We start from the raw sequence: 26,181 nt of genomic DNA on the forward strand, positions 1-26,181 counted from the left end.
TCGATGAAAGCAGTCGCCATGTATAGCCCCTACGGCTGGAAGGCCAAGATCGGCCTGATCGTGCCGTCCACCAACACCGTCAACGAACCCGAGTTCTGGCGCCTCGCGCCCGAGGGCGTGACCATCCACACCGCCCGCGCCATGCTGCTGGGCCCCGCCACCGAAGAGTCCTACTACAAGATGGCCGAGGCGGTGAACGGCGCCGCCGACGAACTGGCCACGGCCGAGGTCGACGTGGTGGCGTACGGCTGCACCTCGGGCTCGATCATCTGCCCGCTGCCAGAACTGATCCGCAACATGAGCCAGCGTACCGGCACGCCCGCCATCGCCACCGCCGGCGCCGTCGTGGCGGCGCTGCGCGCGCTGGGCGCCCGCAAGATCGCGGTGGGCACGCCCTACGTCGATTTCGTCAACGAGAGCGAGGACAAATTCCTGCGCGACTACGGCTTCGACGTGCTGACGCTGCAAGGCCTGCGCCTGGGTGAGACCCAGGAAGAGCGCCGCGGCATCGGCCGCGTGCCGCCCGAGATGGTCTTCCGGCTGGCCCGCGCGATCGACCGTCCCGACGCCGACGCCATCTTCATCTCCTGCACCAACCTCGCCACTTTCGACGTCATCGCCGAGATCGAGCGCGAACTGGGCAAGCCGGTCGTGACCAGCAACCAGGCCTGCTTCTGGGCCTGCCTGCGCCTCCTGGGCCTGCGCACCGCCATCAGCGGCTACGGCACGCTGCTGGAAACCCGGCTGGATCCGATCGACGAATCCAGCTACGCGCTGCCGTCCGCCCGATGAGCATCCCGGCGCCCGACCTCGCGCTGGCCACGGCGCTGTTCGCGCAATTGCGCCGCGACAGCCACGACGGGGCCGGCATTACCCGCGATGCCTACGGCCCGGGCGAGCAGCGCGCGCATGACGAGGCCGTGCGCATCGCGCGCACGCTGGACCTGGAGATCGCGCGCGACGCCGCGCTGAACCTGTACCTGACGTTGCCCGGCCGGGACCGGCGGGCACCCCGCGTCATGACGGGTTCGCACCTGGACTCGGTGCCGGCCGGCGGCAACTACGACGGCGCCGCCGGCGTGGTGGCCGGACTGGCGGTGCTGGCGGGCTGGCGGGCGGCCGGATTCGTGCCGCCGGCGGACGTGACGGTGATGGCCGTGCGCGCCGAGGAAAGCACCTGGTTTCCCTACTCCTACCTGGGCAGCAAGGCTGCCTTCGGGCTGGTCGACCGCGACGCGCTGCAACTGCGGCGCGCCGACACCGGCCGCACGCTGGCCGAGCACCTGGCCGAATGCGGCGGCGACCCCGCCGCGTTCGGCGGCGCCTGGCTGGACCCCGCGCGCATCGCCCGCTTCGTCGAACTGCACATCGAGCAAGGCCCCGTGCTGGTGGACGAGGCGCTGCCGGTGGGCATCGTCACCGGCATACGCGGCAGCCTGCGCTATCGCGATGCCCGCATCCTGGGCAGCTACGCCCATTCGGGCGCCGTGCCGCGTACCGGCCGGCGCGACGCCGTGCGCGCCGCCGCCCTGTTGGTGGCGGCCATCGACGACGACTGGGAACAACTGGAGGCGCAGGGCCGCGACCTCGTTGTGACCTTCGGCAAGTTCTCCACCAACCCCGCCCGGCACGCGTTCAGCAAAGTGGCCGGGGAAGTGGACCTTTGCGTGGACGTGCGCAGCCAGGACCACGCCGTGCTGGACGAGGTCGATGCCCTGCTGGAAGCTCATGCGCGCAGGCTGGCGCAAGCGACCGGCACGCGCATCGAGCTGGGCCCCCGGACCGGCTCGGAGCCCGCGCTGATGGACGCGGGCATCCAGCAGGCGCTGGATGCCGCCGCGGCCCGCCACCGCATCGCCGCGCGCCGCATGGCCAGCGGCGCGGGACACGACGCGGCGGTGTTCGCCCAGCGCGGCGTGCCCACGGGCATGGTGTTCGTGCGCAACGACCACGGCTCGCACAACCCCGACGAACACATGGACATGGACGACTTCGCGCTGGGCACGCGCCTGCTGGCCGACGTCCTGGCCGCTCCCTGACTTTCTTTCCTAGGAACACGATGAACCCACCCGTCTGCCTGGTCGTCCAGCCCATCCACCCCGCCGGCATCGCCCGCCTTCAGGCCGCCGGTATCGAGGCCCGCATGGCCAGTTCGGCCGACATGGCCATCGTGGCCCGCGAGATCGCTCCGTGCCAGGCCGTGATCACGCGCAACGCCGGGCTGGATACCGCCGCCGTGGAGGCCGGCACGCAACTGGCCGTGATCGCCAACCACGGCATCGGCACCAACAAGATCGACGTGGCGCGCGCTACCGCGCTGTCCATCCCCATCGTCTACACCCCCACCGCGAATGCCCGTTCGGTGGCCGAGCACGCCATCATGCAGATGCTGGCGGTGGGCAAGCGGCTGGCCGCCTGCGACCATGCGGTGCGCGCCGGCGACTGGGACTACCGCTACCAGCCCGGGTTGCAGGAATTGCATGGCAAGACCCTGGGCATCGTCGGTTTCGGCACCATCGGCCGGCTGACCGCCGCGATCGCCTTACATGGCTTGGGCATGCGCGTCATCGTGTACTCGCCGGCCGTGCCCGCCAATGAGATCGCCGCCCAGGGAGCGCAGGCCTGCCTGGCCCTGGACGACTTGCTGACGCAGGCCGACGTCATATCGCTGCACCGGCCTTCCCGGGCCGACACCCGGCACATGATCGACGCGCCCGCGCTGGCACGCATGAAGCCGACGGCCATCCTGGTCAACACCGCGCGCGCCGACCTGATCGACACCGACGCGCTGGCCGTGGCGCTGCGCGACCGGCGCATCGCCGGCGCCGCGCTGGACGTCTTCGAGCAGGAACCCCTGCCCGCCGCGCATCCGCTATGCCGACTGGACAACGCGCTGCTGACGCCCCACACTGCCGGCAGCACGGACGAGGCCCTGCGCGCCGCCGCCGAGCAGTGCGCCGACCAGATCATCGAGGTCCTGGCGGCACGCCGGCCCGCCCATCTCGTCAACCCGCAGGTCTGGGAAGCCCGGCGCCTGCCCGTTCCGGCCTGACCCCGTCATCCTTCATCCACCGACCGCCATCATGCAATCGATTTTCCACCTGGCCTACAACGTCACCGATCTCGATCAGGCACGCCGTTTCTACGGCGACGTCCTGGGCTGCGCCGAGGGGCGCAGCACCGACACCTGGGTCGACTTCGACTTCTTCGGCCACCAGATCTCGCTACACCTGGGCACGCCCTTCAAGACCGAACGCACGGGCCATGTGGGCGACAAGCTCGTGCCCATGCCGCACCTGGGCGTGATCCTGCTGCTGGACGACTGGCAGGCGTTGGCGCGGCGCCTGCGGGAAGCCGGCACGGAATTCGTGCTGGAACCGCAGGTCCGCTTCGAGGGCCAGCCCGGCGAACAATGGACCATGTTCTTCACCGACCCGTTCGGCAACCCCATCGAGGTGAAGGGGTTCAAGTCCTTCGAATCGGTGTACGCCGCCTAGGCTCCGGGGCCTGTTCCCCTACTCCGGCGCGAAACGGCGCCGGTGCTCGAACAGGCACACCGCCACCGCCGCGCCCACGTTCAGCGACTCCGCCACGGGCTCCTGCGGGATGTGTACGCGCAGCGCCGCGGCGGCCTGCAGGTCGGCGCGCACGCCCTGCCCTTCGTTGCCGAAGACCCAGGCGCAGTGCCGTGGCAGCGCGGCCTTGTAGAGGCCGACGGCATCGTCCAGCGTGGTCGCCACCAGCGGCAGGTCCAGGCGCGGCAGCAGGGCCTGCAAATCGACCCGTTCATGGATGGTGAGCGAGAAATGCGCCCCCTGCCCCGAGCGCAGCACCTTGGGCGACCAGGCGAAGGCGGTCTCGTCCGACAGGAATACGTGGCGCACGCCGGCCGCCGCGCAGGTGCGCAGGATGGAGCCGACGTTGCCGGGATCCTGGACCCGGTCGAGCAACACGCAGCTTTCCGCCACGCGCGCGGGCAGCGGCGGCGCCGGCGTCTCGACCACGAATACCACGCCCTGGCCCGCCTGGACGTGCTCCAGATCGTCGATCAGGTTGCCGTCCAGCCAGACCTGGCGGTCGGCCGGTATCTCGTCGCGCAAGGCCGCGAGCTCGGCGCTGGCCCGCTCGCCCTCCAGCCGCCGGGCATCGAAGACGGCATGCCGGGGCAGGCCCCGCCATTGCAGGTAGGCCTGGCACAGATGCACGCCTTCCAGCACGGACAGGCCCGCCTCGCGCCGCGCCTGCGAAGCCTGCGTCAGCTTGCGCAGCGACTTGAACAGCGGGTTGTCGCGCGAAGCGATACGTTTCATGATGGGTTTTCCATGCAACGGTCCGCGCGGCTAGGCGCGCGGTTTGGCACGGCGGCGGCGCGGCGCCGGCGCCTCGGGTTCAGGCAGGTCGTCCCACGGCAGCAGGCTGTCCATCACCTGCGGAGCCGGCGCCTGCGGCTCGGGGATGCCCATGGCCCTTCGCACGGGCTCGAAGCTGCGGCGGTGTTCGGGACACGGGCCGTGTTCGAGCAGGCAACGCAGGTGGTCGGGCGTCCCGTAGCCCTTGTGCCGGTCGAAGCCGTACATGGGATAGCTGGCGTGCAGCCGGACCAGTTCGGCATCGCGCGCGGTCTTGGCCAGGATGGATGCCGCCGAGATCGCCTGTACCTGCGCATCGCCACCGATCACGGTCTGCACCCGGCAGGACAACGCCGGGGCGCGGTTGCCGTCCACCTGCACCAGGTCGGGCACGCAGCCCAGCCCCTCGACGGCCCGCCGCATGGCCAGCATGGTGGCATTCAGGATGTTCAGCGTATCGATCTCGGTCACGCTGACGCTGGCCACGCACCAGGCCAGCGCGCGCTCCTGGATCAAAGGTGCCAGCTCGTCGCGCGCACGCTCGCTCAGGATCTTGGAATCGTTCAGGCCATCGACCGGACGGGCCGGATCGAGGATAACCGCCGCCGCGTAGACCGGCCCGGCCAGCGGCCCCCGCCCGGCTTCGTCCACACCCGCCACGCGCAGGGTGAGCAATGTCTCGGCGTCGAAGGCCGACAGCAGGTCCGCCCCCGGCGATTCCACCGCGGCCCAGCCCAGCTCGGTCTGCACCCAGCCTTTCTCAGCCATGGCCAGCCACCTCCAGGATCGCCTGGCTGGCCAGGGCGGGCGTGTCGCGCACCAGGTCGTCGTGCAAGGCGGTAAAGCGCTCTTCCAGCCGGCGGATAGCCGCCTCGTCGGTCAGCGCCGTCCAGGCCGCGTCGGCCAGCGCGCGCGGCGTGGCCTCGTCCTGCAGCAGTTCGGGCACGACCGTATCGCGGCACAGCACGTTGGGCAGGCCCACCCAGGGCAGGTAGGCCTGGCGCCGCATGATCCACCAGGACAGCCTGGGCAGCACGTAGGAAATGACCATCGGGCGCTTGAACAGGGCCGCCTCCAGGGTGGCCGTGCCGCTGGCGACCAGGACCGCGTTGCAGGCGGCCAGGATGTCGTGCGTGCCGCCGATGGCCGTGTGCAGGTTGGCCAGCCCCCCCACGGCCGCGGCATGCGCCAGGAACTCGCGCTCGCGCTCGGCATTGGCCATGGGCGCCCAGAGTTGCAGGCCCGGATCGCGCGCCTGCAACAGCTTGGCGGCGGCCAGGAAGCGCGGCGCCAGGTGCCGCACCTCGCCGGCCCGGCTGCCGGGCATCAGCGCCAGCACCCGCGCATCGGCGCCGATGCCGTGCCGGGCCCGCGCGGCGGCGCGATCGGGCACGCGGTCGATCAGGCGCGCCAGCGGATGGCCCACGTAAGTCACGGGAACGCCGGCGTCGCGGTAGATCTGCTCCTCGAACGGGAACACGACCAACATGTGGGAAACGGCCTCGCGGATCTTGTTGATGCGCTCACCGCGCCAGGCCCATAGCGAGGGACCGATGAAGTGCACGGTGGGGATGCCCCCCTCGCGCAGGGCATGTTCGAGGCCGAAATTGAAATCGGGCGCATCCACGCCGACGAAAGCCGCCGGCCGCTCGGCCAGCCATCGCTCCCTCAGGGTGCGGCGGATGCTGAGCAACTCAGGCAGATGCATCAGGACGTCGGCATAGCCATTCACGGCCAGTTTCTGCATGGGATACCAGGCATCGAAGCCCTGGGCCCGCATCCTGGGGCCGCCTATGCCTGCCAGCGCCACCCCCGGCGCCCGTTCGTGCAGGGCCTCGACCACTGTGGCCGCCAGCAGGTCGCCCGAGGGCTCTCCCGCCACCATGCCGATGGACGCTCCGCCCGCCCCCCGCACGCCGGCCGCCGTCAGCGCACGATACCGCGGGTGGCGGTATCGAGGAAATTCAGCAGCGTGGACAGCGGAGCGTCGAGCTCGGAGTCCTCGGCCCGTTTCGCCTGGAGCGCCGCGCGGGCTTCGTCCAGCGTCAGGCTCTGGCGGTACAGTGTCTTGTAGGCCGCCCGCAGGCCGGCGATCTGCGCGGGCGTGAACCCGCGCCGCTTCAGGCCCTCGACGTTGATGCCGACGGCGCGGGCCGGGCTGCCCGAGGACGTGACGAAAGGCGGCAGGTCCTGCAGCAGCGTCGAGTGGACGCTGGTCATGGCATGCGCGCCGATCTTGACGAACTGGTGCACGCCGGTCATGCCGCCCAGGAATACGTGGTCGCCGATGTGCACGTGGCCGGCCAGTTGCGTGCCGTTGGCCAGGATGATGTGGCTGCCCAGCTGGCAGTCGTGCGCCACGTGCACGTAGGCCATGATCCAGTTGTCATTGCCCAGGCGCGTCACGCCCGCATCCTGCGCGGTGCCGGTATTGAGGGTGCAGCATTCGCGTATCGTGTTGCCGTCGCCGATCTCGAGGCGGGTGGGCTCGCCGGCGTACTTCTTGTCCTGCGGCTCGGCGCCGACCGAGCACGACGGGAAAAAGCGGTTGCCCCGCCCTATCGTCGTATGGCCGTCGATGACACAATGCGGCCCGACCTCGGTATCGGCGCCTATGCGCACGTTCGGCCCGACCATGCTGAACGGGCCGATCGTCACGCTATCGTCCAGCTGCGCGGCCGGATCGACGAGTGCGGTGGGATGTATCCTCGCCACGAAAACCTTCCGTCAGGGTTCAAGGATGCGCATGGTGCACATCAGGTCGGCCTCGGCCGCGATCTGCCCGTCCACCAGCGCCTTGCCGTTGTACTTCCAGATGCCGCGCGACGTACGTTCGACGTTGACTTCCAGGCGCAGCTGGTCGCCCGGAACCACGGGCCGCTTGAAGCGGGCGCCGTCGATGCCGACGAAGTAGTACACCGTGTTGTCGTCGGGCTTCTTGCCGGCCGCGGTGAACGACGTGATGGCGGCCGCCTGGGCCATGGCCTCCAGGATCAGCACGCCCGGCATGACGGGGTGATGCGGGAAATGGCCGGTGAAGAACGGCTCGTTGATCGACACGTTCTTGATCGCGAGGATCGATTCTCCCGGCTTGACGTCGATGACCCGATCGATGAGCAGCATCGGATAGCGATGCGGCAGATGGTCGAGTATCCCCTTGATGTCCATTTCCATACAGATTCCAGTATTTGATGCGTGGCGGGCCGTTGCGGCGCCCGCCCGCCTTTTACTTCTTTTCCAGCGCCTTGATCCGCTTGACCATCGTGGCGAGATGCCTGACAGCGACGGCATTGCGCTCCCACTGGGCGTGCTCGGTCATCGGGAAAAAACCCGTGTACTGCCCGGGCTTGTCGATATTGCTGTGCACCGGAGTCGCCGCCGAAATGAAGACGTCGTCGCCGATCTTCAGGTGGCCCCCTATCATCGCGGCCCCGCCGATGGAGCAGCGCTGGCCGATGGTGGTCGATCCGGCGATACCCACGCAGGCAGCCATCGCGGTATGGTCGCCGATGCGGCAGTTGTGGCCGATCATGATCTGGTTGTCGATCTTGACCCCGTTGCCGATGACCGTGTCATCCAGCGCGCCGCGATCGATGGTGGTATTGGCGCCGACCTCGACATCGTCGCCGATGCGCACACCGCCGAACTGCGGGATCTTGGTCCAGGCCCCCTTGGCCCGGGACGGATCGGGGGCGAAGCCGAAACCGTCGTCGCCGATGACGGCGCCGGACAGGATGACGCAACGCGCCCCCATGCTGACCCCCCGGTACAGCGTGACGCGCGGGTGCAGCACCGTATCGGCGCCGATGCGGCAGTTCTCGCCCACGACACAGCCCGCGCCGATACGGGCGCGCGGCCCGATCTGCACGCCGGCCTCGATGACCGCGAGCGGCCCGACATGGGCGCTGGGATCGACGGTGGCGCAGGGCGCGACCACGGCCGAGGGATGGATCGCGCCGGCGGGCTGGGGATGCAACTGCCGGTCGAACCACTGCCCGATTCGCGCGAACAGCAGATAGGGCGAATTGCAGACCACGAGCGGCAAGGCCTCGTGGGCGCGGCCGGCCTGCGCCAGGCTCTCGCGGTAGGCTTGCGCCACCTCGGCCGTGACCAGAACGACCGCCGCGCGGGCGTCGGCCAGTTGGGATTGGTAGCGGGGATTGGCGACGAAGCTCAGTTCCTGGGGCCCCGCGTGCTCGAGATTCGAGATACCCCCGACCACGATCCCGGCGCCGGGGATCGCTTGCGCGCCCCCCGGCTCGATCGCCCACGTCAACCCGGTGGTATCGGTTTCGTCGAGCAGCCTTTGCAGTGCCGGCGCCTTGGTCTTGTCAAGCAGGATAGGCATGCGAAACTCGCGCGAACGACAGGGACATGCGAGAACAGGGCAATTACTTGGCGCCGCTGTTCAGGGCCTTCAGGACCTTTTCGGTGATATCGACGCGCGGGCTGACCACGACGGCTTCCTGGAAGATCAGGTCGTAGTTTTCCTGCTCGGCGATCTGCTTGATCACGCGATTGGCACGCTCGAGGATCTGCGAGAGCTCCTCGTTGCGGCGCTGGTTCAGGTCCTCCTGGAATTCGCGGCGCTTGCGCTGGAAGTCCTTGTCGAGGTCGCTCAGGTCGCGCTGGCGGCGGGTGCGGTCGGACTCGGACAGCACGGCGCTGTCCTTGTCCAACTGCTCGGACTGGGTGCGCAGGCGATTGGCCATGTCTTGCAGCTCGGCATCGCGTTTCTTGAAGTCGGCTTCGATCTTGGCCTGGGCGGCCTTGGCCGGCGCGGCGTCGCGGAAGATACGTTCGGTATTGACGAAACCGATCTTGACCGGGGCCTGGGATGCCTGGGCATGAGCCGCGCCGACAGCGGCACTTGAAAGCACCACAGCCGCCAGCACCCGGCCGGCACCCTTGACTGCAGAGGACGCGGTCAGACTGGTAGCAGATGTCGAAAACATGCGGATCATTTATTTCTCGCTAGGAAGGTAGTCGTATATTTTGCCACTAATGGCGCCGGGCCGGGCAAGCGCCCCGGACCGGACCCTGGTAATTGGTTGTAGCAGAAAATCGCGTTATCAGAACCCCGTGCCGATCTGGAACTGGAAGCTCTGGGTCCGGTCCTGCGGCTTGGCATTGAGCGCCTTGCCGAAAGAGATCTTCAGCGGACCGATGGGCGACTGCCAGCTCAGGCCGATACCGGCCGAATAGCGAAGTTGCCCCAGGTTGATGTTCTCCTCGTCGGCGTAGACGTTACCCGCATCGGCGAACAGGAACCAGCGCAGCGTCCGGTCCTGCTGGGTGCCGGGGAACGGCAGCAGCAGTTCGGCATTGGCGATGACGCGCTTGGCGCCGCCCAGGCTGTCGCCGTTCTTGCTGTCGCGCGGGCCCAGCGAACCGCCGTCGTAGCCGCGCACCGACCCGATACCGCCGGCGTACACGTTCTTGAGCAGCGGATACGGCCGGCCGCCGAAGCCCTTGCCGTAGTCCACCTGGCCGTTCAGCGCCAGCGTCATGCTGCGCGTGATGGGCCAGTAGTACTGGTGCTGGTAGCTGGCCTTGTAGTAGCGCAGGTCGCCGAACAGCGAGCTTTCGCCAGCCGCCCGCTGATAGGTCCCGCGCGTGGGCGCCAGCGCGCTGTCGCGCCGGTCGTTGCTCCAGCCCACCGAGAAAATGACCGCGTTGCTGCGCGCACCGAACGAGTTGACGTAGTCGATAAAGCGCTGGGGGCTGCTATCGTAGATATCGATGTCGTTGGCTTCCAGCGCGGTACCGAAGAACACGCGCTGGGTTTCCGTGAAGGGCACGCCGAACGTCAGGCTCGCCCCCATGGTCTTGATACGGTAGTCGCCGGTGTTGATCGACAGCGGACGCAGCGTACGGTAGTAGAGGCTGGTCGACCGGCTGATGCCGTCCTGCGTGAAGTACGGGTTGGTCTGGCTGATGGCGATCGTGCGGTAGGTCTTGCCGGTGTTCAGCTCCAGGCCGGCGGTCGTGCCGCTGCCGAAGATGTTGTCCTGGCTGATGCCCGCCGACAGCACCACCTTGTCGGTACTGCTGAAACCGGCGCCCAGGTTGATCATGCCGGTGGGCTTTTCCTGGACGGTCACGTTCACGTCGATCTGGTCGGGCGTGCCCGGCACCGGCGGCGTCTCGATGTTGATGTTCTGGAAATAGCCCAGGCGGTCGATCCGGTCGCGCGACAGCTGGATCTTGCCGGCGTCGTACCAGGCGCTCTCGAGCTGGCGCATCTCGCGGCGGACCACGACGTCGCGGGTGCGGGTGTTGCCGCCGATGTTCACGCGGCGCACGTACACGCGGCGGTTGGGATCGACGAAGAAGGTGATGGCCGCGGTCTTCTTCTCGCGGTCGACCTGGGGCGTGGCGTTGACGTTGCTGAAGGCGTAGCCCAGCTTGCCCAGGTAGTCGGTGATGGCCTTGCTGGAGGCGTTGACCTTCTCGGCCGAGAAGGTCTCGCCCGGCTTGACCGTGATCAGCTTGTTGAGGTCTTCGTCCAGGCCCAGCAGGTCGCCGGCCAGCCTGACGTCGCTGACGGCGTACTTGTCGCCTTCCGTGATGGACAGCGTGATGAAGATGTCCTTGCGGTCGGGCGAGATCGTGACCTGCGGCGAATCGACGTTGAACTCGAGGTAACCGCGGTTCATGTAGTAGGAACGCAGGGTCTCGATGTCGCCTTGCAGCTTCTGGCGGGAATACTGGTCGGCCTTGGTGTACCAGGTCAGCCAGCCCGGGGTGGTGAGCTGCAACAGGTCCAGCAGTTCGCTTTCGCGGATGGCCTTGGCGCCGATGATCTTGATGCCGGCGATACGCGCCACGTCGCCTTCGAAGATGTCGAAGGTGATGCCGACGCGGTTGCGTTCGAGCGGCGTGATCGTCGGCACGATCTCGACCGAGTATTTGCCGCGCGCCAGGTATTGGCGCTTGAGTTCCTGCACGGCGCGGTCGAGCAAGGCGCGGTCGAAGATGCGGGCCTCGGCGAAGCCCACTTCGGCCAGCGACTTGAGTACGTTGGCGGACTCGAATTCGCGCATGCCGTTGAAGGAAATCGACGCAATCGCGGGACGCTCGTCGACGATGACCACCACCACGTCGTTCTCGACCTCGAGGCGCACGTCGCGGAAGAAGCCCGTGCCGTACAGCGCCCGCACCGCCTGCGTGGCCTGCTCTTCGGTGAAGCGCTCGCCCACCTTGACCGGCAGGTATCCGAACACCGTGCCGGCTTCGGTGCGCTGGATACCTTCCACCCGGATGTCACGGACAACGAAGGGATCGAAGGCGTAGGCCAGGGGGGTGACCGCCATGGCCAGCAAAATGGACAGCAGACGCGGCATGCGCCGGGTGCGATTGGTCATGCGTAATCCCGGAGTTTTCTTAATTGAGTGATATGCGAAAGCGCGGCGTGAGGCCCGGCTCGGCCCGGGCGGTCGAGGCACGGTCCGCGGCGGCGGCGGGCAAGGCGGCGCACATGGATTCTAGGTCAGCAGTCGCGTAAAGTCGTTGAACAAGGCAACGGCCATCAGCACCATCAGGATGCCGAACCCGGCGCGCTGCCCCACTTCCATCCAGCGTTCCGGCGGCGGACTGCCCCGGATGATCTCGACGAGATAATACAGCAGGTGCCCGCCGTCGAGCATGGGGATGGGCAGGAGATTCAGCACGCCCAGGCTGACGCTGACCAGCGCCAGGAACGCGATATAGGCGTCCAGCCCCATCCTGGCGGTCTGGCCGGCGTAGTCGGCGATGGTGACCGGCCCGCTCAGGTTGCTCAGGGCCACGTCCCCCACCAGCATCTTGCCCAGCATCCGCAGCGAGAACCAGGACACCTCGGCGGTGCGCTGGGCGCCCATCGCCAGGCTCTCGAGCGGGCCATGGCGGACCGTGATGAGCTGGATGTCGCCGCCGATCTGGGCGCCGATGCGGCCCACCAGCGTGCCGTCCGCCAGGCGTTCCTCGCGCGGCAGGACGTCGATCGCCAGCGCCGCGCCGTCGCGCACCACGGACAGGCGCAGCGGCTGGCCGGCATGGCCCTGGATCAGCGTGATCAGCTCGGTGGCCGAAGGATCCTTCTTGTCGCCCGCCGCCACCACCCGGTCGCCGGCCAGGAGGCCCGCCTGGGCCGCGGCACTCTCGGGCACGACGCCGCGGATCACCGGGCGGGGGCTGGCGAGCCCGAACCCCTCGCGGCCCAGCACGTCGCCTTCCATCTGGCCCAGTTGCGCCCCGGAGAAATCGGCCGTGCGCACCCGGCGGTCACCCGCCGCGGTCTGCACCTCGATGGCGGGACGCCCCTTGTCGGTCAGGCTCTTGAGCAACATCCACCGCGCGTCGCCCCAGGTGCCCACCTGGGCGCCGTCGATGGCCAGGACGCGGTCGCCGGCCTGAACCCCCGCCGCGAAGGCCGGCGTCCCGGCCGCCGGATCGCCCAGCACGGCCGCCGGCTCCTTGACGCCGGCCATGTTCAGCACCGCGTACAGCAGCGCCGCCAGCACCAGGTTGAATACCGGTCCGGCCGCGACGATGGCGATGCGCTTGCCCACCGGCTGGGCGTTGAACGCCCGCCCCCGCTCGGCGGCGGGCACCTCGCCCTCGCGCTCGTCCAGCATCTTCACGTAGCCGCCCAGCGGAATCGCCGACAGGGCCCATTCCGTGCCGTGGCGGTCGGTCCGCTTGCACAGCACCTTGCCGAAGCCCACCGAGAACCTCAGTATGCGTACCCCGCATGCGCGGGCCACGAGGTAGTGGCCCAGTTCATGGATCACCACCAGCACGCCCAGCGCGACGGCGAAAGCCGCCAACGTCAACAACATGGAAATCTCCTTGCTCCGGCGCCCGGCCCGGGCCGCCGAACCGACGATTTAACACGGAAATGCACGCCGGCTCCGGAAACACACGGGGAATCTCGGTAAGCGAACATGACAGGATTATCGGCCAAAGGCCTGCGGCCGGGCGGTTGGCGGCGCGGCAAGGGCGGCTCCTAGCGCACGGCCCCGGCGCCTCGGGCGGCCAGGGCCTCGCGGGCCCGCGCGCGCGCCTCTCGGTCCAGGTCGAGCAGGCCGTCCAGGCTGCCCAGCCGATCCGCCACGCGTGTCCACGCGCCATCCAGCACGGTCTCGATGATAGCCGCGATCGCCGGATAGGGGGCGGCGCCCTGCAGGAAAGCGTCCACCGCCACTTCGTTGGCCGCATTCAGGGCCACGCAGGCGCCCTGCCCGCCGCGCAGCGCCTCGAAAGCCAGGCGCAGGCACGGGAAACGGGCCAGGTCGGGGGCCTCGAAGTCCAGGCGGCCCAACCGGGCCAGGTCCAGCGGCCCCACGCCCGTCGCGATCCGCTCGGGGAACGCCAGGCCATAGGCGATGGGCGTGCGCATGTCGGGGTGGCCCAGTTGCGCCAGCACCGAGCCGTCGTCGTACTCGACCATGGAATGGATGACGCTTTGCGGATGGACCACGACGTCGATGCGCTCCGGCGGCATCGCGAACAGCCAGTGCGCCTCGATGACCTCCAGCCCCTTGTTCAGCATGGTGGCCGAATCGACGGAGATCTTGCGCCCCATGGACCAATTGGGATGGGCGCAGGCCTGATCCGGCGTCACGTCCGCCAGGCTGTCCAGCGGCCGGGTGCGGAATGGCCCGCCCGACGCGGTCAGCAGCAGCCGGCGCACGCCCGGTGCCGGCGCCTGCACCCCCGAGGCATGGGCGCCATGGGGCAGGCACTGGAAGATGGCATTGTGTTCGCTGTCGATAGGCAGGAGTTCGGCGCCATTGTCGCGCACCGCATCCATGAACAGGCGTCCCGCCACCACCAGGGCTTCCTTGTTGGCCAGCAGCACACGCTTGCCGGCCTTGGCCGCGGCCAGGGCCGACGGCAGGCCCGCCGCGCCCACGATGGCGGCCATGACCGTATCGCAGGCCTCGTCGGCCGCCGTGTCGGCCAGCGCCTGGGCACCAACCCGGATCTCGGGCAGCCGCGCCCTGCCCCGCCAGGCGTCGACGAACCGCTGGCGCGCCGCCTCGTCGGGCACCACCACGACGGCGGCCTGGCTGGCCTCCGCCTGGGCGGCAAGCTGCTCCATGCGGCTGTGGGCGCTCAGGGCATGCACGCGGTAGCGCTGTGGATGGCGCGCGATCACATCCAGCGTGCTGGCGCCGATGGAGCCAGTGGCGCCCAGTATGGTGACGGTACGAAAGGTCATGACAGCAACACGGCCAACGGCAGCACGGGGATCAGGGCATCGATGCGGTCCAGCACGCCGCCGTGGCCCGGCAACAGGCTGCTGGAGTCCTTGATGCCGGCCCGCCGCTTGATCAGCGACTCGAACAGGTCTCCCGCGATGGACAGGGCCGCCAGCACCACCGCCAGGGCCAGCGCCCCGCCCCATCCCCAGCGCTCGACCAGGGCGGCGCCGAAGGTGCCCGGAAAGGCGCCGCAGGCCAGCACGAAGACCACCACGCAGGCGATGCCCCCCAGCGCGCCCTCCCGGGTCTTGCCCGGGCTGATGTGCGGCGCCAGCTTGTTCCGTCCCAGCGCACGGCCGACGAAATAGGCGGAGATGTCGGCGATCCACACCACCGCCATCAGGGTAAGCAGGAAAAGCACGCCGCGCCCGAAGGCCGCGGTCAAGGCCGACCAGGCGGCCAGCAGCGCAAACGGTGCCAGCGCGGTCAACCATGGATTACGGGGCTCGGCCTCGGGGCTGGCGCGGAACAGCATGGGCACCAGCAGCCCCAGCCAGACCGCGGAAACGGCGACCCAGAGGCCGCGCCACACCCCCCCGGCGGGCCCGGCCGACAGGTCGGCGCCGCCGCTGTTCCAGCGCCACGCGATCAGGACCAGGCCCAGCGCCGCCCCCGCCGCGATGGCGGGCAGATGGGCACGGCCGGTGCCGCCACGGGGCGACAGCGTCAGTCGCCACCACTCCCATAGCGCGCAGCCCACGAACACCGCCATCAGTATCTCGAAGGGGCGAGGATCGGCAACCGCCAGCACGCCGGCCAGAACGATCAGCAGGACGATGGCGGTGGCGATGCGTTGCCCGAGCATGGATCTAGCCGCCGTTGGAAGAAACCGCCGCCGGCGCCCGCAGCTGGGCGCTGGTGCGGCCGAAGCGCCGCTCGCGGTTGCGATAGGACTGGCAAGCCAGATCCAGTTGTCCGGCATCGAAATCGGGCCAGAAGCAGTCGGTGAAATAAAGCTCGGTATAGGCCAGTTGCCAGACCAGGAAATTGGAGATGCGCTGTTCGCCACCCGTGCGGATGAACAGGTCCGGCTCGGGCGCGTAGGCCATCGACAGATATGGCGACAGCATGGCCTCGTCCAGTTGCTCGGGATGGGCGGCCAGGTCCGGACGCGCCACCAGCAGGCGGCGGGTCGCCTCCAGGATATCCCAGCGCCCGCCGTAGTTGGCCGCTATGGTCAGCGTCAGGCGGTCGTTGCCGCTGGTGCGGGCTTCCACGTCGGCGATCAACTCCCGCAGCCGGGGCTCAAACGCGCCGATGTCGCCCACGACCTTGAGCTTGATGCCGTTGCGCGCCAACCGGGCGACCTCGCGCTCCAGCGCATGGACGAACAGCCGCATCAGCAGCGACACCTCGTCCGCCGGCCGGCGCCAATTCTCGGAACTGAAAGCGAACAGGGTCAGGTACTCGATGCCGCGGACGGCGCAGGCCTCGACCACCGCCCGGACGGCATCCACGCCCTTCTTGTGGCCCGCCACGCGGGGCAGGAAGCGCTGCGTGGCCCAACGGCCGTTACCGTCCATGATGATCGCCACGTGCCTGGGCACGGCGTCGGTGCGGGGAACACCGAGGGTTGAACTCAAGACCATGTCAGCTCCGCTGGGACCAAATGTACATGGCGGAACTCAAACCGTCATGATCTCCGCTTCTTTCTGCGTGACGACCTTGTCGATTTCGGCGACGAAACGGTCGGTCAGCTTCTGGACGTCGTCCTGCGCGCGGCGCTCTTCGTCCTCGGAAATTTCCTTGTCCTTGACCAGGCGCTTGAGCTGCTCGTTGGCATCGCGGCGCAGGTTGCGCACGGCGACCTTGGCATCCTCGCCTTCGCCCTTGACCACCTTGGTCAGCTCGCGGCGGCGCTCTTCGGTCAGCGCGGGCATCGGCACGCGGATCAATTCACCCATGGATTGGGGGTTGAGCCCCAGATCGGATTCGCGGATGGCTTTCTCGACCACCTGGGCCATCTTCTTTTCCCACGCCTGGACGCTCAGGGTGCGCGCATCGAGCACGCTCACGTTGGCCACCTGGCTCAGCGGAACCATGGAGCCGTAGTACTCGATCTGGACATGGTCCAGTATGCCGGCATGGGCACGACCCGTACGGATCTTCGCGAGGCTGCCCTTGAGCGTCTCGATGGACTTGCCCATTTTGGTCTCGGCGTTTTTCTTGACGTCGGAAGCGCTCATTGCGGTCTCCTAAATACAGAACAATCGATCAAACGTGCACCAGCGTGCCTTCGTCGTCGCCCGAGACGACGCGCTTCAGGGCGCCAGGCTTGTTGATCGAAAAAACCTTGATAGGCAGCTTCTGGTCGCGGCACAGCGCGAACGCCGTCGCATCCATCACTTCCAGGCGGCGCACGATGGCCTCGTCGAAGCTGATGCGGCTGTAGCGCGTGGCCGTGGGATCCTTCTTGGGATCGGCCGAGTAGATGCCGTCGACCTTGGTTGCCTTCAATACGATTTCGGCACCGATCTCGGCGCCGCGCAAGGCGGCGGCCGTATCGGTGGTGAAGAACGGGTTGCCCGTGCCGGCCGCGAAGATCACGACCTTGCCTTCTTCCAGATAGCGCAGGGCCTTGGGACGGATGTAGGGCTCGACCACCTGTTCGATGGTCAGCGCGGACTGCACGCGGGCATCGATGCCGCGGCGCTTGAGCGCATCCTGCAGCGCCAGCGAGTTCATGATGGTGGCCATCATGCCCATGTAGTCGGCGGTGGCGCGGTCCATGCCCTGGGCACCCGGCGCCACGCCGCGGAAGATGTTGCCGCCGCCGATCACCAGCGCCAGCTCGACGCCCGACTCCGCCACTTCGGCGATTTCCTCGACCATGCGGCCGATGGTCGCCCGGTTGATACCGAACGCATCGTCACCCATCAGGGCTTCGCCCGACAGCTTGAGCAGGACGCGCTTGTACGCCCCCGTTTTCGTTCCAGATGCGTTCATTTCCACCGTCATACATGCTCCCGCGCAATCGCCGACATCCGGCCCATCTCCACGCCCGCAGGAGGCCCACCCCACCGCGCGACGCTACATCCTTACAACATCCCCCCAGACGAGGCACGGGGGATCCGGCTCCGCCGATCCCCCGAGGCCTCTCCAAGGCGGGCCCGAGCCCCCTGGGGGGCTGCCGCGCAGCGGCTCCGGGCCCCGCCATTCCGGACGCGCATCAGCGCGCGGGGGGCAAAGCCACAGGGGGTCAGCCCTTTGCCGCAGCCGCCTGGGCAGCGACTTCTGCGGCGAAGTCGTTGACCTTCTTCTCGATGCCTTCGCCCACGACGTACAGCACGAACTGCTGGACGGCGGAGTTCTTGGCCTTCAGCACCTGCTGGACGGTCTGCTTGTCGTCCTTGACGAACGGTTGCGACAACAGCGTAACCTCTTTCAGGAACTTCTGGACCGAACCTTCGACCATCTTGGCCACGATATCGGCGGGCTTGCCCGATTCGGCGGCCTTCTGCTCGGCAACCGAACGCTCCCGCTGGATGTCGTCCTGCGGCACGCCCGAGGCGTCCAGCGCCTTCGGCTTGGTGGCCGCGACGTGCATGGCGAGGTCCTTGCCCAGCGCTTCGTCGCCGGAGTATTCGACCAGCACGCCGATGCGGCCGCCGTGGACGTATTGGGCCAGCTTGTTCTCGGTCGCGATGCGGGTGAAGCGGCGGATGGAGATGTTCTCGCCGATCTTGCCGACCAGGGCGGTACGCACGCTTTCCACGGTACCGTCACGGAACGCCAGTTCGGACAGGACGGCGACGTCGGCCGGGTTGGCCTTGGCGATCAACTCGGCGATATCGTTGGCGAACTGGACGAAATCATCGTTCTTGGCCACGAAATCGGTTTCGCTGTTGACTTCGACGGCAACGCCGGTCTTGGCGTCGGCCGAGACATACAGGGCCACCAAGCCTTCGGCGGTGACGCGGGCGGCGGCCTTGCTGGCCTTGCTGCCCAGCTTGACGCGCAGGATTTCCTCGGCCTTGGCCAGATCGCCATCGGCCTCGGTCAACGCCTTCTTGCACTCCATCATGGGCGCGTCGGTCTTCTCGCGCAGTTCCTTGACCATTGCTGCGGTAATTTCGGCCATGATTACTCCTGACATCTTCCGCCCTCCACAAGGGCGGAAATATAGTTTGACTAAAAAGAAGGGGCACAAGGCCCCTTCAGACATTCACCTGCGAAAGCCCAGCCCCGGCCCAGACCCAGGATGCGGTGGATCCGGCTCCGCCGGCCCACCCGCATCGCCCCCTTGAGGGGGCGCCCGAAGGGCGTAGGGGTGGGTTTCCCTTCCGGTCCACCCGCATCGCCCCCTGGGGGGCGCGCGCAAGCGCGTAGGGGGGAGCTTATTCCTCGCCTTCGACTTCCACGAACTCGTCGCCGCCTTCGGCCACGGCATCCACCACGCCTTGCAGGGCCTGCTCGCGGCCTTCGGCCACGGCATCGGCCACGCCACGGGCGTACAGGGCGATCGCCTTGGACGAGTCGTCGTTGCCCGGAATGACATGGGCCACACCGTCCGGCGAGTGGTTAGTATCCACCACGGCGACGACCGGAATGTTAAGCGCCTTGGCTTCGGTGACGGTAATTTTGTGATACCCGACGTCGATGATGAAGATCGCGTCCGGCAGGCCGTTCATGTCCTTGATGCCGCCGATGGACTTGTTCAGCTTCTCGAGCTCGCGCTGGAACATCAGCGCTTCTTTCTTGCTCATGCGCTCGGTCGCGCCCTCGGCCTGCATGGCTTCCATGTCCTTCAGGCGCTTGATGGAGGTCTTGACCGTCTTGAAGTTGGTCAGCATGCCACCCAGCCAGCGGCTGTCGACGTAGGGCATGCCGCAGCGCTGCGCTTCCTCGGCGATGATCTCGCGAGCGGCTCGCTTGGTGCTGACGAACAGGATCGTGCCGCCACGGGCCGACAGTTGACGCACGAACTTCAGAGCGTCCTGGTACAGGGCCAGGGTCTTCTCGAGGTTGATGATGTGGATTTTGTTGCGATGGCCGAAGATATAGGGGGCCATCTTGGGGTTCCAGAAGCGGGTTTGGTGACCGAAGTGGACACCGGCTTCCAGCATTTCGCGCATGCTAACGGACATATTGACTCCGAGGGTTGGGTCTTGCACCGCATCAGCACCCGCCAGGCCTTGCTTGGCCCGGCCGGCACCCTGGATGACACGGCGCGCGGCTGACGATCCGGCCTGAACGTTCGGGAGAAGGCATCCCTGGAGAAACTCCAGGCTTTCTGGCATGATGGGTACACCACACGGCGCCCCGCCACCCAGGAATCACTCCTGGCCCCCCGACCCGTTCGGGCCTCTTGCTTCCTGTTTTGCTTCCTGAAATCACAGGAAGCCTATAATTCTACTATTTTCCGGGCCACCTGCTCAAGCGACCCGCCCGGCCACGCCCTGGCCTTCGTCGCGTCTTGTTACAAGAAAGCCCTCGCAGGCCGCTTCGAGCGGCGCTGGCGACCCGGAGCCATCATGGAGCGCGGATAGCGCGGGAATGCAGATCATGAGCATCACCATCAAATCGGCCGAGGACGTCGGCAAGATGCGCGAGGCCTGCCAGGCGGCGGCCAGCGTGCTGGACTTCATCGCGCCCCACGTCAAGCCCGGCGTGACCACCGGCGAACTGGACCGGCTCTGCCTGGAATACATGACCGACGAACTGAAGGTGAAGTCGGCCACCATCGGCTATGCGCCGCCGGGCTACCCGCCCTTCACCGGGGCGATCTGCACGTCGGTCAACCACCAGGTCTGCCATGGCATCCCCGGCGACAAGGTCCTGAAGAACGGCGACTCGCTCAACATCGACGTCACCATCATCAAGGACGGCTGGCACGGCGACACGAGCCGCATGTTCTTCGCCGGCGAACCGTCCATCCTGGCGCGCCGCCTCGCGCAGGTCACCTACGAATGCATGTGGCTGGGCATCGAACAGGTCCGGCCCGGCGCCCATCTGGGCGACATCGGCCATGCCATCCAGAAGCATGCCGAGGCGCACGGCTACAGCGTGGTCCGGGAGTTCTGCGGCCACGGCATCGGCCAGGTGTTCCACGAAGACCCGCAGGTGCTGCACTACGGCAAACCCGGCACCGGCATCGAGCTGCTGACGGGCATGATCTTCACGGTGGAACCCATGATCAACGCCGGGCGCCGGGAAATCCGCGAGCTGGCCGACGGCTGGACCATCGTGACGCGGGACCACAGCCTGTCCGCCCAGTGGGAGCACACGGTGGTGGTAACGGACACGGGCTACGAGACCCTGACCGTCTCGCCCGGCATGCCCGCCCCGCCCAGCTTCGTCGCCGCCAAGGCCGCCTGACCCCCTCCCCATGTCCACCGCCACGCTGACTTCGCCCGCCCTGAACGAGTTGCAGGACCTGCGCAACACCATGCGGGCGGCGCGCGAACGCGCGATCGCCACCTACCGCGAGAATCTTCGCGCCGATGGGTTGCTGACCGAGCTGCGGCGCATCGTCGACCGCACGCTGGCGGCCCTGCTGGAACGCCATCCGCTGCCCGAGGGCGCGACGCTGGCGGCCGTGGGCGGCTATGGCCGGGGCGAGCTGTACCCCTACTCCGACGTGGACGTGCTGGTATTGCTGCGGCAACCTCCGGACGACGACGATGAGGCCAGGATAGGCGCCCTGATCACGGCGCTGTGGGACATCGGCCTGGAGCCCGGGCACAGCGCCCGCACCGTCGACGAATGCATGGCCGAGGCGGCCAAGGACATTACCGTGGAAACGGCCTTGCTGGAGGCCCGCTACCTGGCGGGCAGCCGGACGCTGATGCGCCAGTTCGAGACCGCCATGCGCGGCCGGCTGGACAAGCGCGCCTTCTTCCACGACAAGCAGCTGGAGATGCAGCAGCGGCACACCAAGTACAACTACACGCCGTATGCGCTGGAACCCAATTGCAAGGAATCTCCCGGCGGCCTGCGCGACTTGCAGGTCATCCTGTGGATGGCCCGGGCGGCGGGCTTCGGCAAGACCTGGGCCCAGGTGGCCCGCGCGGGGCTGTTGACGGCCGACGAGGCCCGCCACCTGCGGCGCGCCGAGCAGGCCTTCAAGCGGCTGCGCATCGAACTTCACCTGCTGACCGGACGGCGCGAGGATCGCCTGGTGTTCGATATCCAGCCGGCCATGGCCAAGGTATACGGCATCGAGGCGGGCAGCGCGCGCCGCCCCAGCGAAATGCTGATGCAGCGGTACTACTGGGCGGCCAAGCTGGTGACCCAGCTCAACACCGTCCTGGTCCAGAACCTGGAGGAACGCCTGTTCGCGCACCCCGGCGAAGAGGCCCAGCCCATCGACGAGGATTTCCGCAGCCTGCACGAACGGCTGGACATGTTCCGGGACGACGCGTTCGAACGCAATCCGACGCTGCTGCTGCGCGCCTTCCTGGTCATGCAGCAGCAACCCGCGCTCAAGGGCATGTCGGCCCGCATGCTGCGCGCCATCTGGCACGCGCGCCGGCGCATCGACGCCCAGTTCCGGCGCAACCCGGTCAACCGCCACCTTTTCCTGTCCATCCTGCAGCAGCAGCGCGGCATCGTGCACGAACTGCGCAGGATGAACGAACTGAGCATCCTGCCCCGCTATCTGCTGCCGTTCCGCCGCATCGTCGGCCAGATGCAGCACGACTTGTTCCACGCCTACACCGTGGACCAGCACATCCTGATGGTGGTGCGCAACCTGCGCCGCTTCACCATGCCCGAGCACGCGCACGAATACCCGCTGTGCAGCCAGTTGATCGCCAATTTCGACGGCCACTGGATCCTGTATGCGGCGGCCCTGTTCCATGACATCGCCAAGGGCCGCGGTGGCGACCACTCCGAACTCGGCGCGGCGGAAGCGCGCAAATTCGCGCGCGAGCATGGCCTCGCCAAGCCCGACGCGGAGTTGCTGGAGTTCCTGGTGCGCCACCACCTGACGCTGTCCTCGGTGGCCCAGAAAAAGGATTTGTCGGACCCCCAGGTCATCCAGGAATTCGCCGCGCGGGTGGGCGACACGCGGCACCTGACCGCGCTTTACCTGCTGACCGTGGCCGACATACGCGGCACCAGCCCCAAGGTCTGGAATGCCTGGAAAGGCAAGCTGCTCGAAGACCTGTTCGTCAAGACGCGGCGGGCGCTGGGCGGCGAGATTCCCGACTCCCGGGCCATCCTGGAAAACCGCAAGGAAGAGGCGCTGGGCGCGCTGCGGCTGGCGGGGCTGACCGAGGACGCCCACGAGGCGCTGTGGAAACAGCTGGACGTGGCCTATTTCCTGCGCCACGAAGCGCCCGAGATCGCCTGGCAGACCCGGCACCTGTACAACAAGGTGAACAGCGAGGCGCCCATCGTGCGCGCCCGCCTGGCGCCCATCGGCGAAGGGCTGCAGATCGTGGTCTATGCCAAGGACCAGCCCGATCTGTTCGCCCGCATCTGCGGTTATTTCGACGAACGCCACCTGAGCATCCAGGACGCCCGCATCCACACCACCCGCCATGGGTGGGCGCTGGACAGCTTCATCGTGCTGGCCCAGGGCACGCCCAGCGAACAGCGGTCGCTGCTGAGCCTGGTCGAGCACGAACTGACCCAGCGGCTGGCCACGCCCACCGCCATCGGACCGGCCGCGGCGGGCCAATCCGTCCCGCTGGGCCCGCGCCGGTCGCGGCAATCGCGCATGTTCCCGATCACGCCCACCATCGAGTTGCGGCCCGACGAACGCGGGCAGTCCTGGATACTGAGCGTGACGGCGTCCGACCGGACCGGCCTGCTGCACGCCCTGGCGCGCGCCTTCGTCAAGCACGGCATCAACCTGAAGACGGCCAAGGTCATGACGCTGGGCGAACGGGTCGAGGACACCTTCCTGATCGATGGAGACACGCTGAACAACGCGCGCAGCCAGATCCAGTTCGAGCAGGACCTGCTGGAAGCCTTGCAGTGATCCGCCCCGGCGGAACCATCGCAGGCTTAACCAATTGAAAATGCGGCTTGCGCCGCCCGGATCCCGAAAGCAACAATAGCCGGGTCGCTCCGCCCCAGGGGCGGCGTACCGATGGGAGCCCCGCACGTGTCCGCACCCGTTCCCCCGCCTGCCAATGGCAATGACGACCGCACGTCGTTCTCCAAGGAAAGCCTGAAGCGTGCCTTCTTCGACCACCTGTTCTACACGATAGGCAAGTTTCCGAAGATTTCGGGCAAGAACGACTTCTACCTGGCCCTGGCGCACGCGATACGCGACCGCAGCCTGCAACGCTGGATCAGCAGCACGGCCCAGTACAACCGGACCGCGCCGCGCACCGTCGCCTATCTGTCGGCCGAATTCCTGATGGGCCCCCACCTGGGCAACCACCTGATCAACCTGGGCATCGTCGACAGCGTGCGCGAGGCCCTGGCCGAACTGAAGCTGGACTTCGGCGAGGTCCTGCGCCAGGAAGAAGAGCCCGGCCTGGGCAACGGCGGCCTGGGCCGCCTGGCCGCCTGCTTCCTGGATTCGCTGGCCACCGGGCAGATTCCCGCCTTCGGGTACGGCATCCGCTACGAGTACGGCATCTTTTTCCAGACCATCATCGACGGCTGGCAGGTCGAGAACACCGACAAGTGGCTGCGCTACGGCAACCCCTGGGAAATCCAGCGCGCCGAATGGGCGGTGGAGATCAAGCTGGGCGGCCACACCGAGCAGCACACCGACGAGGGCGGCTATCTGCGCGTGCGCTGGGCCCCCGAGAAAACCGTGGTGGGCGTGCCGTTCGACTCGCCCATCCCCGGCTATCGCGTCAACACCACCAACACGCTGCGCCTGTGGCGGGCCGAGGCCACGGAATCTTTCGATTTCTCGGTCTTCAACCAGGGCGACTACCTGGGCGCGGTCAACAAGAAGGTGACCTCCGAAAACCTGACCAAGGTGCTCTACCCGAACGACGAGACCGCCCAGGGCAAGGAACTGCGGCTGGAGCAGCAATACTTCTTCGTATCGTGCTCGTTGCAGGACATGATACGCATCCACCTCGCCCGCGGCGGCACCGTCGGCGATTTCGACAAGAAGTTCGCGGTCCAGCTCAACGATACCCATCCGGCCATCGCCATCGCCGAACTGATGCGGCTGCTGGTCGATGAACACTTGCTGCCGTGGGACCAGGCCTGGGGCATCACCACCCGCTGCTTCTCATACACCAATCACACGCTGCTGCCCGAGGCGCTGGAGCGCTGGCCCCTGGCCCTGTTCCAGCGCATCCTGCCGCGCCACCTGGAGCTCATCTACGAGATCAACGCGCGCTTCCTGAATGACGTCCGCATCCATTTCCTGGGAGACGAATCCCGTATCTCCCGCCTGTCCCTGATCGACGAAACCGGCGAGCGCTACGTGCGCATGGCGCATCTGGCCTGCGTGGGCAGTCACGCCATCAACGGCGTGGCCGAACTGCACTCGGACCTGCTCAAGCATGGGCTGCTGAAGGATTTCTACGAGATGTGGCCCGAGAAATTCACCAACATCACCAACGGCGTCACGCCTCGCCGCTGGCTGGTCCTGAGCAATCCGCGGCTGACCTCGCTGGTCACCGGCGCCATCGGCGACGGCTGGGTGACCGACCTGCCCCGCATCCGCCTGATCGAGGACTACATCGACGACGCAGCCTTCCGGCAGGAATGGCGAGCGGTCAAGCGCGCCAACAAGGTGGATCTGGCCGCGCTGATCCTGCGGCGCACCGGCGTGAAGGTCGACCCGGACTCGATGTTCGACGTGCTGGTCAAGCGCATCCACGAATACAAGCGCCAGCACCTGGCCATCCTGCACGTCGTCACGCTGTACCACCGGCTCAAATCGGGCCGCGCGCGCGACCTCCTGCCGCGTACGTTCATCTTCGGCGGCAAGGCCGCGCCCGGCTATCACACGGCCAAGCTGATGATCAAGCTGATCACCTCGGTAGGCGAGGTGGTCAACCACGATCCCGACGTGCGCGACCAGCTCAAGGTGGTGTTCATCCCCAACTTCAACGTCACGCAAGGCCAGTGCATCTATCCGGCCGCCGAACTGTCCGAGCAGATATCCCTGGCGGGCAAGGAAGCCTCGGGAACCGGCAACATGAAATTCGCGATGAACGGCGCGCTGACCATCGGCACCCTGGACGGCGCCAACATCGAGCTGCGCGACCAGGTCGGAGCCGAGAATTTCTTCCTGTTCGGCCATACCGCCGCGGAGGTGCGCCACATCAAGACCGCGGGCTACCATCCCGGCGACTACTACCACAGCCACAGCGAACTGCGCACCTGCCTCGACCTGGTGCGAAGCGGCTTCTTTTCGCGCGGCGACACCGGGCTGTTCCGGCCCCTGGTCGACAATCTGCTGCGGCACGATCCCTACCTGCTGCTGGCGGACTACCAGTCCTACATCGAGTGCCAGGATCTCGTGAGCCAGGCCTATCGCGACACCGAGGGCTGGACACGCATGTCCATCCTCAACACCGCGCGTTCCGGCAAATTCTCGTCGGACCGCAGCATCCGCGAGTACGCCGGGCAGATCTGGAACGTCGGGCCGGTGCCGGTCGATCTGTACGACGAGGCCGAGATGGAACACACTCTGAGGTGAGAGAATAATT

23 protein-coding genes are annotated in these 26,181 nt (G+C 67.5%); 7 read left to right on the forward strand and 16 right to left on the reverse strand.

Annotated features, from left to right (window positions below; genetic code table 11):
- Positions 1 to 3: 3 nt before the first annotated feature.
- The 4 genes from AC1Q6E_RS04860 to AC1Q6E_RS04875 are packed head-to-tail and all read left to right on the forward strand — an operon-like array spanning position 4 to position 3,497.
- Positions 4 to 792 (forward strand): maleate cis-trans isomerase family protein, encoded by a 789-nt coding sequence (locus tag AC1Q6E_RS04860; RefSeq protein ID WP_296561012.1) that lies wholly within the window; start codon positions 4 to 6, stop codon positions 790 to 792.
- Entirely contained in the window at positions 789 to 2,039 is a 1,251-nt protein-coding gene (locus AC1Q6E_RS04865; protein ID WP_492572317.1) for a Zn-dependent hydrolase, read from the forward strand. Before AC1Q6E_RS04860 ends, AC1Q6E_RS04865 begins: the two co-directional genes overlap by 4 nt.
- 20 nt (positions 2,040 to 2,059) lie before the next feature.
- Positions 2,060 to 3,052 carry a hydroxyacid dehydrogenase gene (locus AC1Q6E_RS04870; RefSeq protein ID WP_152800011.1) on the forward strand — a complete coding sequence of 331 codons (993 nt, stop codon included), beginning with the start codon at positions 2,060 to 2,062 and terminating at the stop codon, positions 3,050 to 3,052.
- A 31-nt stretch (positions 3,053 to 3,083) separates the two neighbouring features.
- Positions 3,084 to 3,497: a VOC family protein gene (locus AC1Q6E_RS04875; protein WP_152800009.1), complete on the forward strand. Its 414-nt coding sequence runs from the start codon at positions 3,084 to 3,086 to the stop codon at positions 3,495 to 3,497.
- A gap of 18 nt (positions 3,498 to 3,515) precedes the next feature.
- On the opposite strand, the gene AC1Q6E_RS04880 is transcribed toward AC1Q6E_RS04875, so the two are convergent.
- The 16 genes from AC1Q6E_RS04880 to rpsB form a co-directional block, all read right to left on the reverse strand.
- On the reverse strand, positions 3,516 to 4,310 hold the full coding sequence (locus tag AC1Q6E_RS04880) for a TrmH family RNA methyltransferase (RefSeq protein WP_152800007.1): 795 nt from the start codon (positions 4,308 to 4,310) through the stop codon (positions 3,516 to 3,518).
- 30 nt (positions 4,311 to 4,340) lie between these two features.
- A complete protein-coding gene (gene rnhB, locus AC1Q6E_RS04885; RefSeq protein ID WP_152800005.1) occupies positions 4,341 to 5,117 on the reverse strand; it encodes a ribonuclease HII in 777 nt (258 codons plus the stop codon).
- Positions 5,110 to 6,234 (reverse strand): lipid-A-disaccharide synthase, encoded by a 1,125-nt coding sequence (gene lpxB, locus AC1Q6E_RS04890; protein WP_152800003.1) that lies wholly within the window; start codon positions 6,232 to 6,234, stop codon positions 5,110 to 5,112. The genes rnhB and lpxB overlap by 8 nt, the downstream gene beginning before the upstream one ends.
- Before the next feature lie 41 nt (positions 6,235 to 6,275).
- Positions 6,276 to 7,064, reverse strand: coding sequence for an acyl-ACP--UDP-N-acetylglucosamine O-acyltransferase (gene lpxA / locus AC1Q6E_RS04895; protein WP_296561022.1), 789 nt, complete (start codon positions 7,062 to 7,064; stop codon positions 6,276 to 6,278).
- Between the two features lie 12 nt (positions 7,065 to 7,076).
- Entirely contained in the window at positions 7,077 to 7,523 is a 447-nt protein-coding gene (gene fabZ, locus AC1Q6E_RS04900) for a 3-hydroxyacyl-ACP dehydratase FabZ (protein WP_152800001.1), read from the reverse strand.
- A 52-nt stretch (positions 7,524 to 7,575) separates the two neighbouring features.
- Entirely contained in the window at positions 7,576 to 8,697 is a 1,122-nt protein-coding gene (gene lpxD / locus AC1Q6E_RS04905) for a UDP-3-O-(3-hydroxymyristoyl)glucosamine N-acyltransferase (RefSeq protein ID WP_296561026.1), read from the reverse strand.
- A gap of 43 nt (positions 8,698 to 8,740) precedes the next feature.
- Positions 8,741 to 9,304, reverse strand: a complete 564-nt coding sequence (locus AC1Q6E_RS04910; RefSeq protein WP_152799998.1) for an OmpH/Skp family outer membrane protein — start codon at positions 9,302 to 9,304, stop codon at positions 8,741 to 8,743.
- 117 nt (positions 9,305 to 9,421) lie between these two features.
- A complete protein-coding gene (gene bamA, locus AC1Q6E_RS04915; protein WP_296561028.1) occupies positions 9,422 to 11,716 on the reverse strand; it encodes an outer membrane protein assembly factor BamA in 2,295 nt (764 codons plus the stop codon).
- 120 nt (positions 11,717 to 11,836) lie between these two features.
- Positions 11,837 to 13,171: an RIP metalloprotease RseP gene (gene rseP, locus AC1Q6E_RS04920; RefSeq protein WP_492572318.1), complete on the reverse strand. Its 1,335-nt coding sequence runs from the start codon at positions 13,169 to 13,171 to the stop codon at positions 11,837 to 11,839.
- Positions 13,172 to 13,338: 167 nt separating this feature from the next.
- A complete protein-coding gene (gene ispC / locus AC1Q6E_RS04925; protein ID WP_296561031.1) occupies positions 13,339 to 14,556 on the reverse strand; it encodes a 1-deoxy-D-xylulose-5-phosphate reductoisomerase in 1,218 nt (405 codons plus the stop codon).
- Positions 14,553 to 15,404 (reverse strand): phosphatidate cytidylyltransferase, encoded by an 852-nt coding sequence (locus AC1Q6E_RS04930; RefSeq protein ID WP_152799992.1) that lies wholly within the window; start codon positions 15,402 to 15,404, stop codon positions 14,553 to 14,555. The genes ispC and AC1Q6E_RS04930 overlap by 4 nt, the downstream gene beginning before the upstream one ends.
- A 4-nt stretch (positions 15,405 to 15,408) precedes the next feature.
- The gene (gene uppS / locus AC1Q6E_RS04935; protein WP_152799990.1) at positions 15,409 to 16,188 is read right to left on the reverse strand and encodes a polyprenyl diphosphate synthase; all 780 of its coding nucleotides are present in this window, start codon (positions 16,186 to 16,188) and stop codon (positions 15,409 to 15,411) included.
- Between the two features lie 36 nt (positions 16,189 to 16,224).
- The gene (gene frr, locus AC1Q6E_RS04940) at positions 16,225 to 16,785 is read right to left on the reverse strand and encodes a ribosome recycling factor (RefSeq protein WP_152799988.1); all 561 of its coding nucleotides are present in this window, start codon (positions 16,783 to 16,785) and stop codon (positions 16,225 to 16,227) included.
- Between the two features lie 28 nt (positions 16,786 to 16,813).
- Positions 16,814 to 17,545: a UMP kinase gene (gene pyrH / locus AC1Q6E_RS04945; RefSeq protein ID WP_152799986.1), complete on the reverse strand. Its 732-nt coding sequence runs from the start codon at positions 17,543 to 17,545 to the stop codon at positions 16,814 to 16,816.
- A gap of 253 nt (positions 17,546 to 17,798) precedes the next feature.
- Positions 17,799 to 18,680 (reverse strand): translation elongation factor Ts, encoded by an 882-nt coding sequence (gene tsf, locus AC1Q6E_RS04950; protein ID WP_492572319.1) that lies wholly within the window; start codon positions 18,678 to 18,680, stop codon positions 17,799 to 17,801.
- A gap of 256 nt (positions 18,681 to 18,936) precedes the next feature.
- Entirely contained in the window at positions 18,937 to 19,686 is a 750-nt protein-coding gene (gene rpsB / locus AC1Q6E_RS04955) for a 30S ribosomal protein S2 (RefSeq protein ID WP_152799982.1), read from the reverse strand.
- Between the two features lie 418 nt (positions 19,687 to 20,104).
- Here rpsB and map point away from each other — a divergent pair, with 418 nt between their 5' ends.
- From map to AC1Q6E_RS04970, 3 genes are all read left to right on the forward strand, one after another.
- Positions 20,105 to 20,917 (forward strand): type I methionyl aminopeptidase, encoded by an 813-nt coding sequence (gene map / locus AC1Q6E_RS04960; protein ID WP_296561036.1) that lies wholly within the window; start codon positions 20,105 to 20,107, stop codon positions 20,915 to 20,917.
- A 10-nt stretch (positions 20,918 to 20,927) separates the two neighbouring features.
- The gene (locus tag AC1Q6E_RS04965; protein WP_492572320.1) at positions 20,928 to 23,528 is read left to right on the forward strand and encodes a [protein-PII] uridylyltransferase; all 2,601 of its coding nucleotides are present in this window, start codon (positions 20,928 to 20,930) and stop codon (positions 23,526 to 23,528) included.
- A gap of 126 nt (positions 23,529 to 23,654) precedes the next feature.
- Positions 23,655 to 26,171 carry a glycogen/starch/alpha-glucan phosphorylase gene (locus AC1Q6E_RS04970; RefSeq protein WP_492572321.1) on the forward strand — a complete coding sequence of 839 codons (2,517 nt, stop codon included), beginning with the start codon at positions 23,655 to 23,657 and terminating at the stop codon, positions 26,169 to 26,171.
- Positions 26,172 to 26,181 lie beyond the last annotated feature (10 nt).

This window comes from Pigmentiphaga sp. MLSB6-MA01, assembly GCF_058793475.1.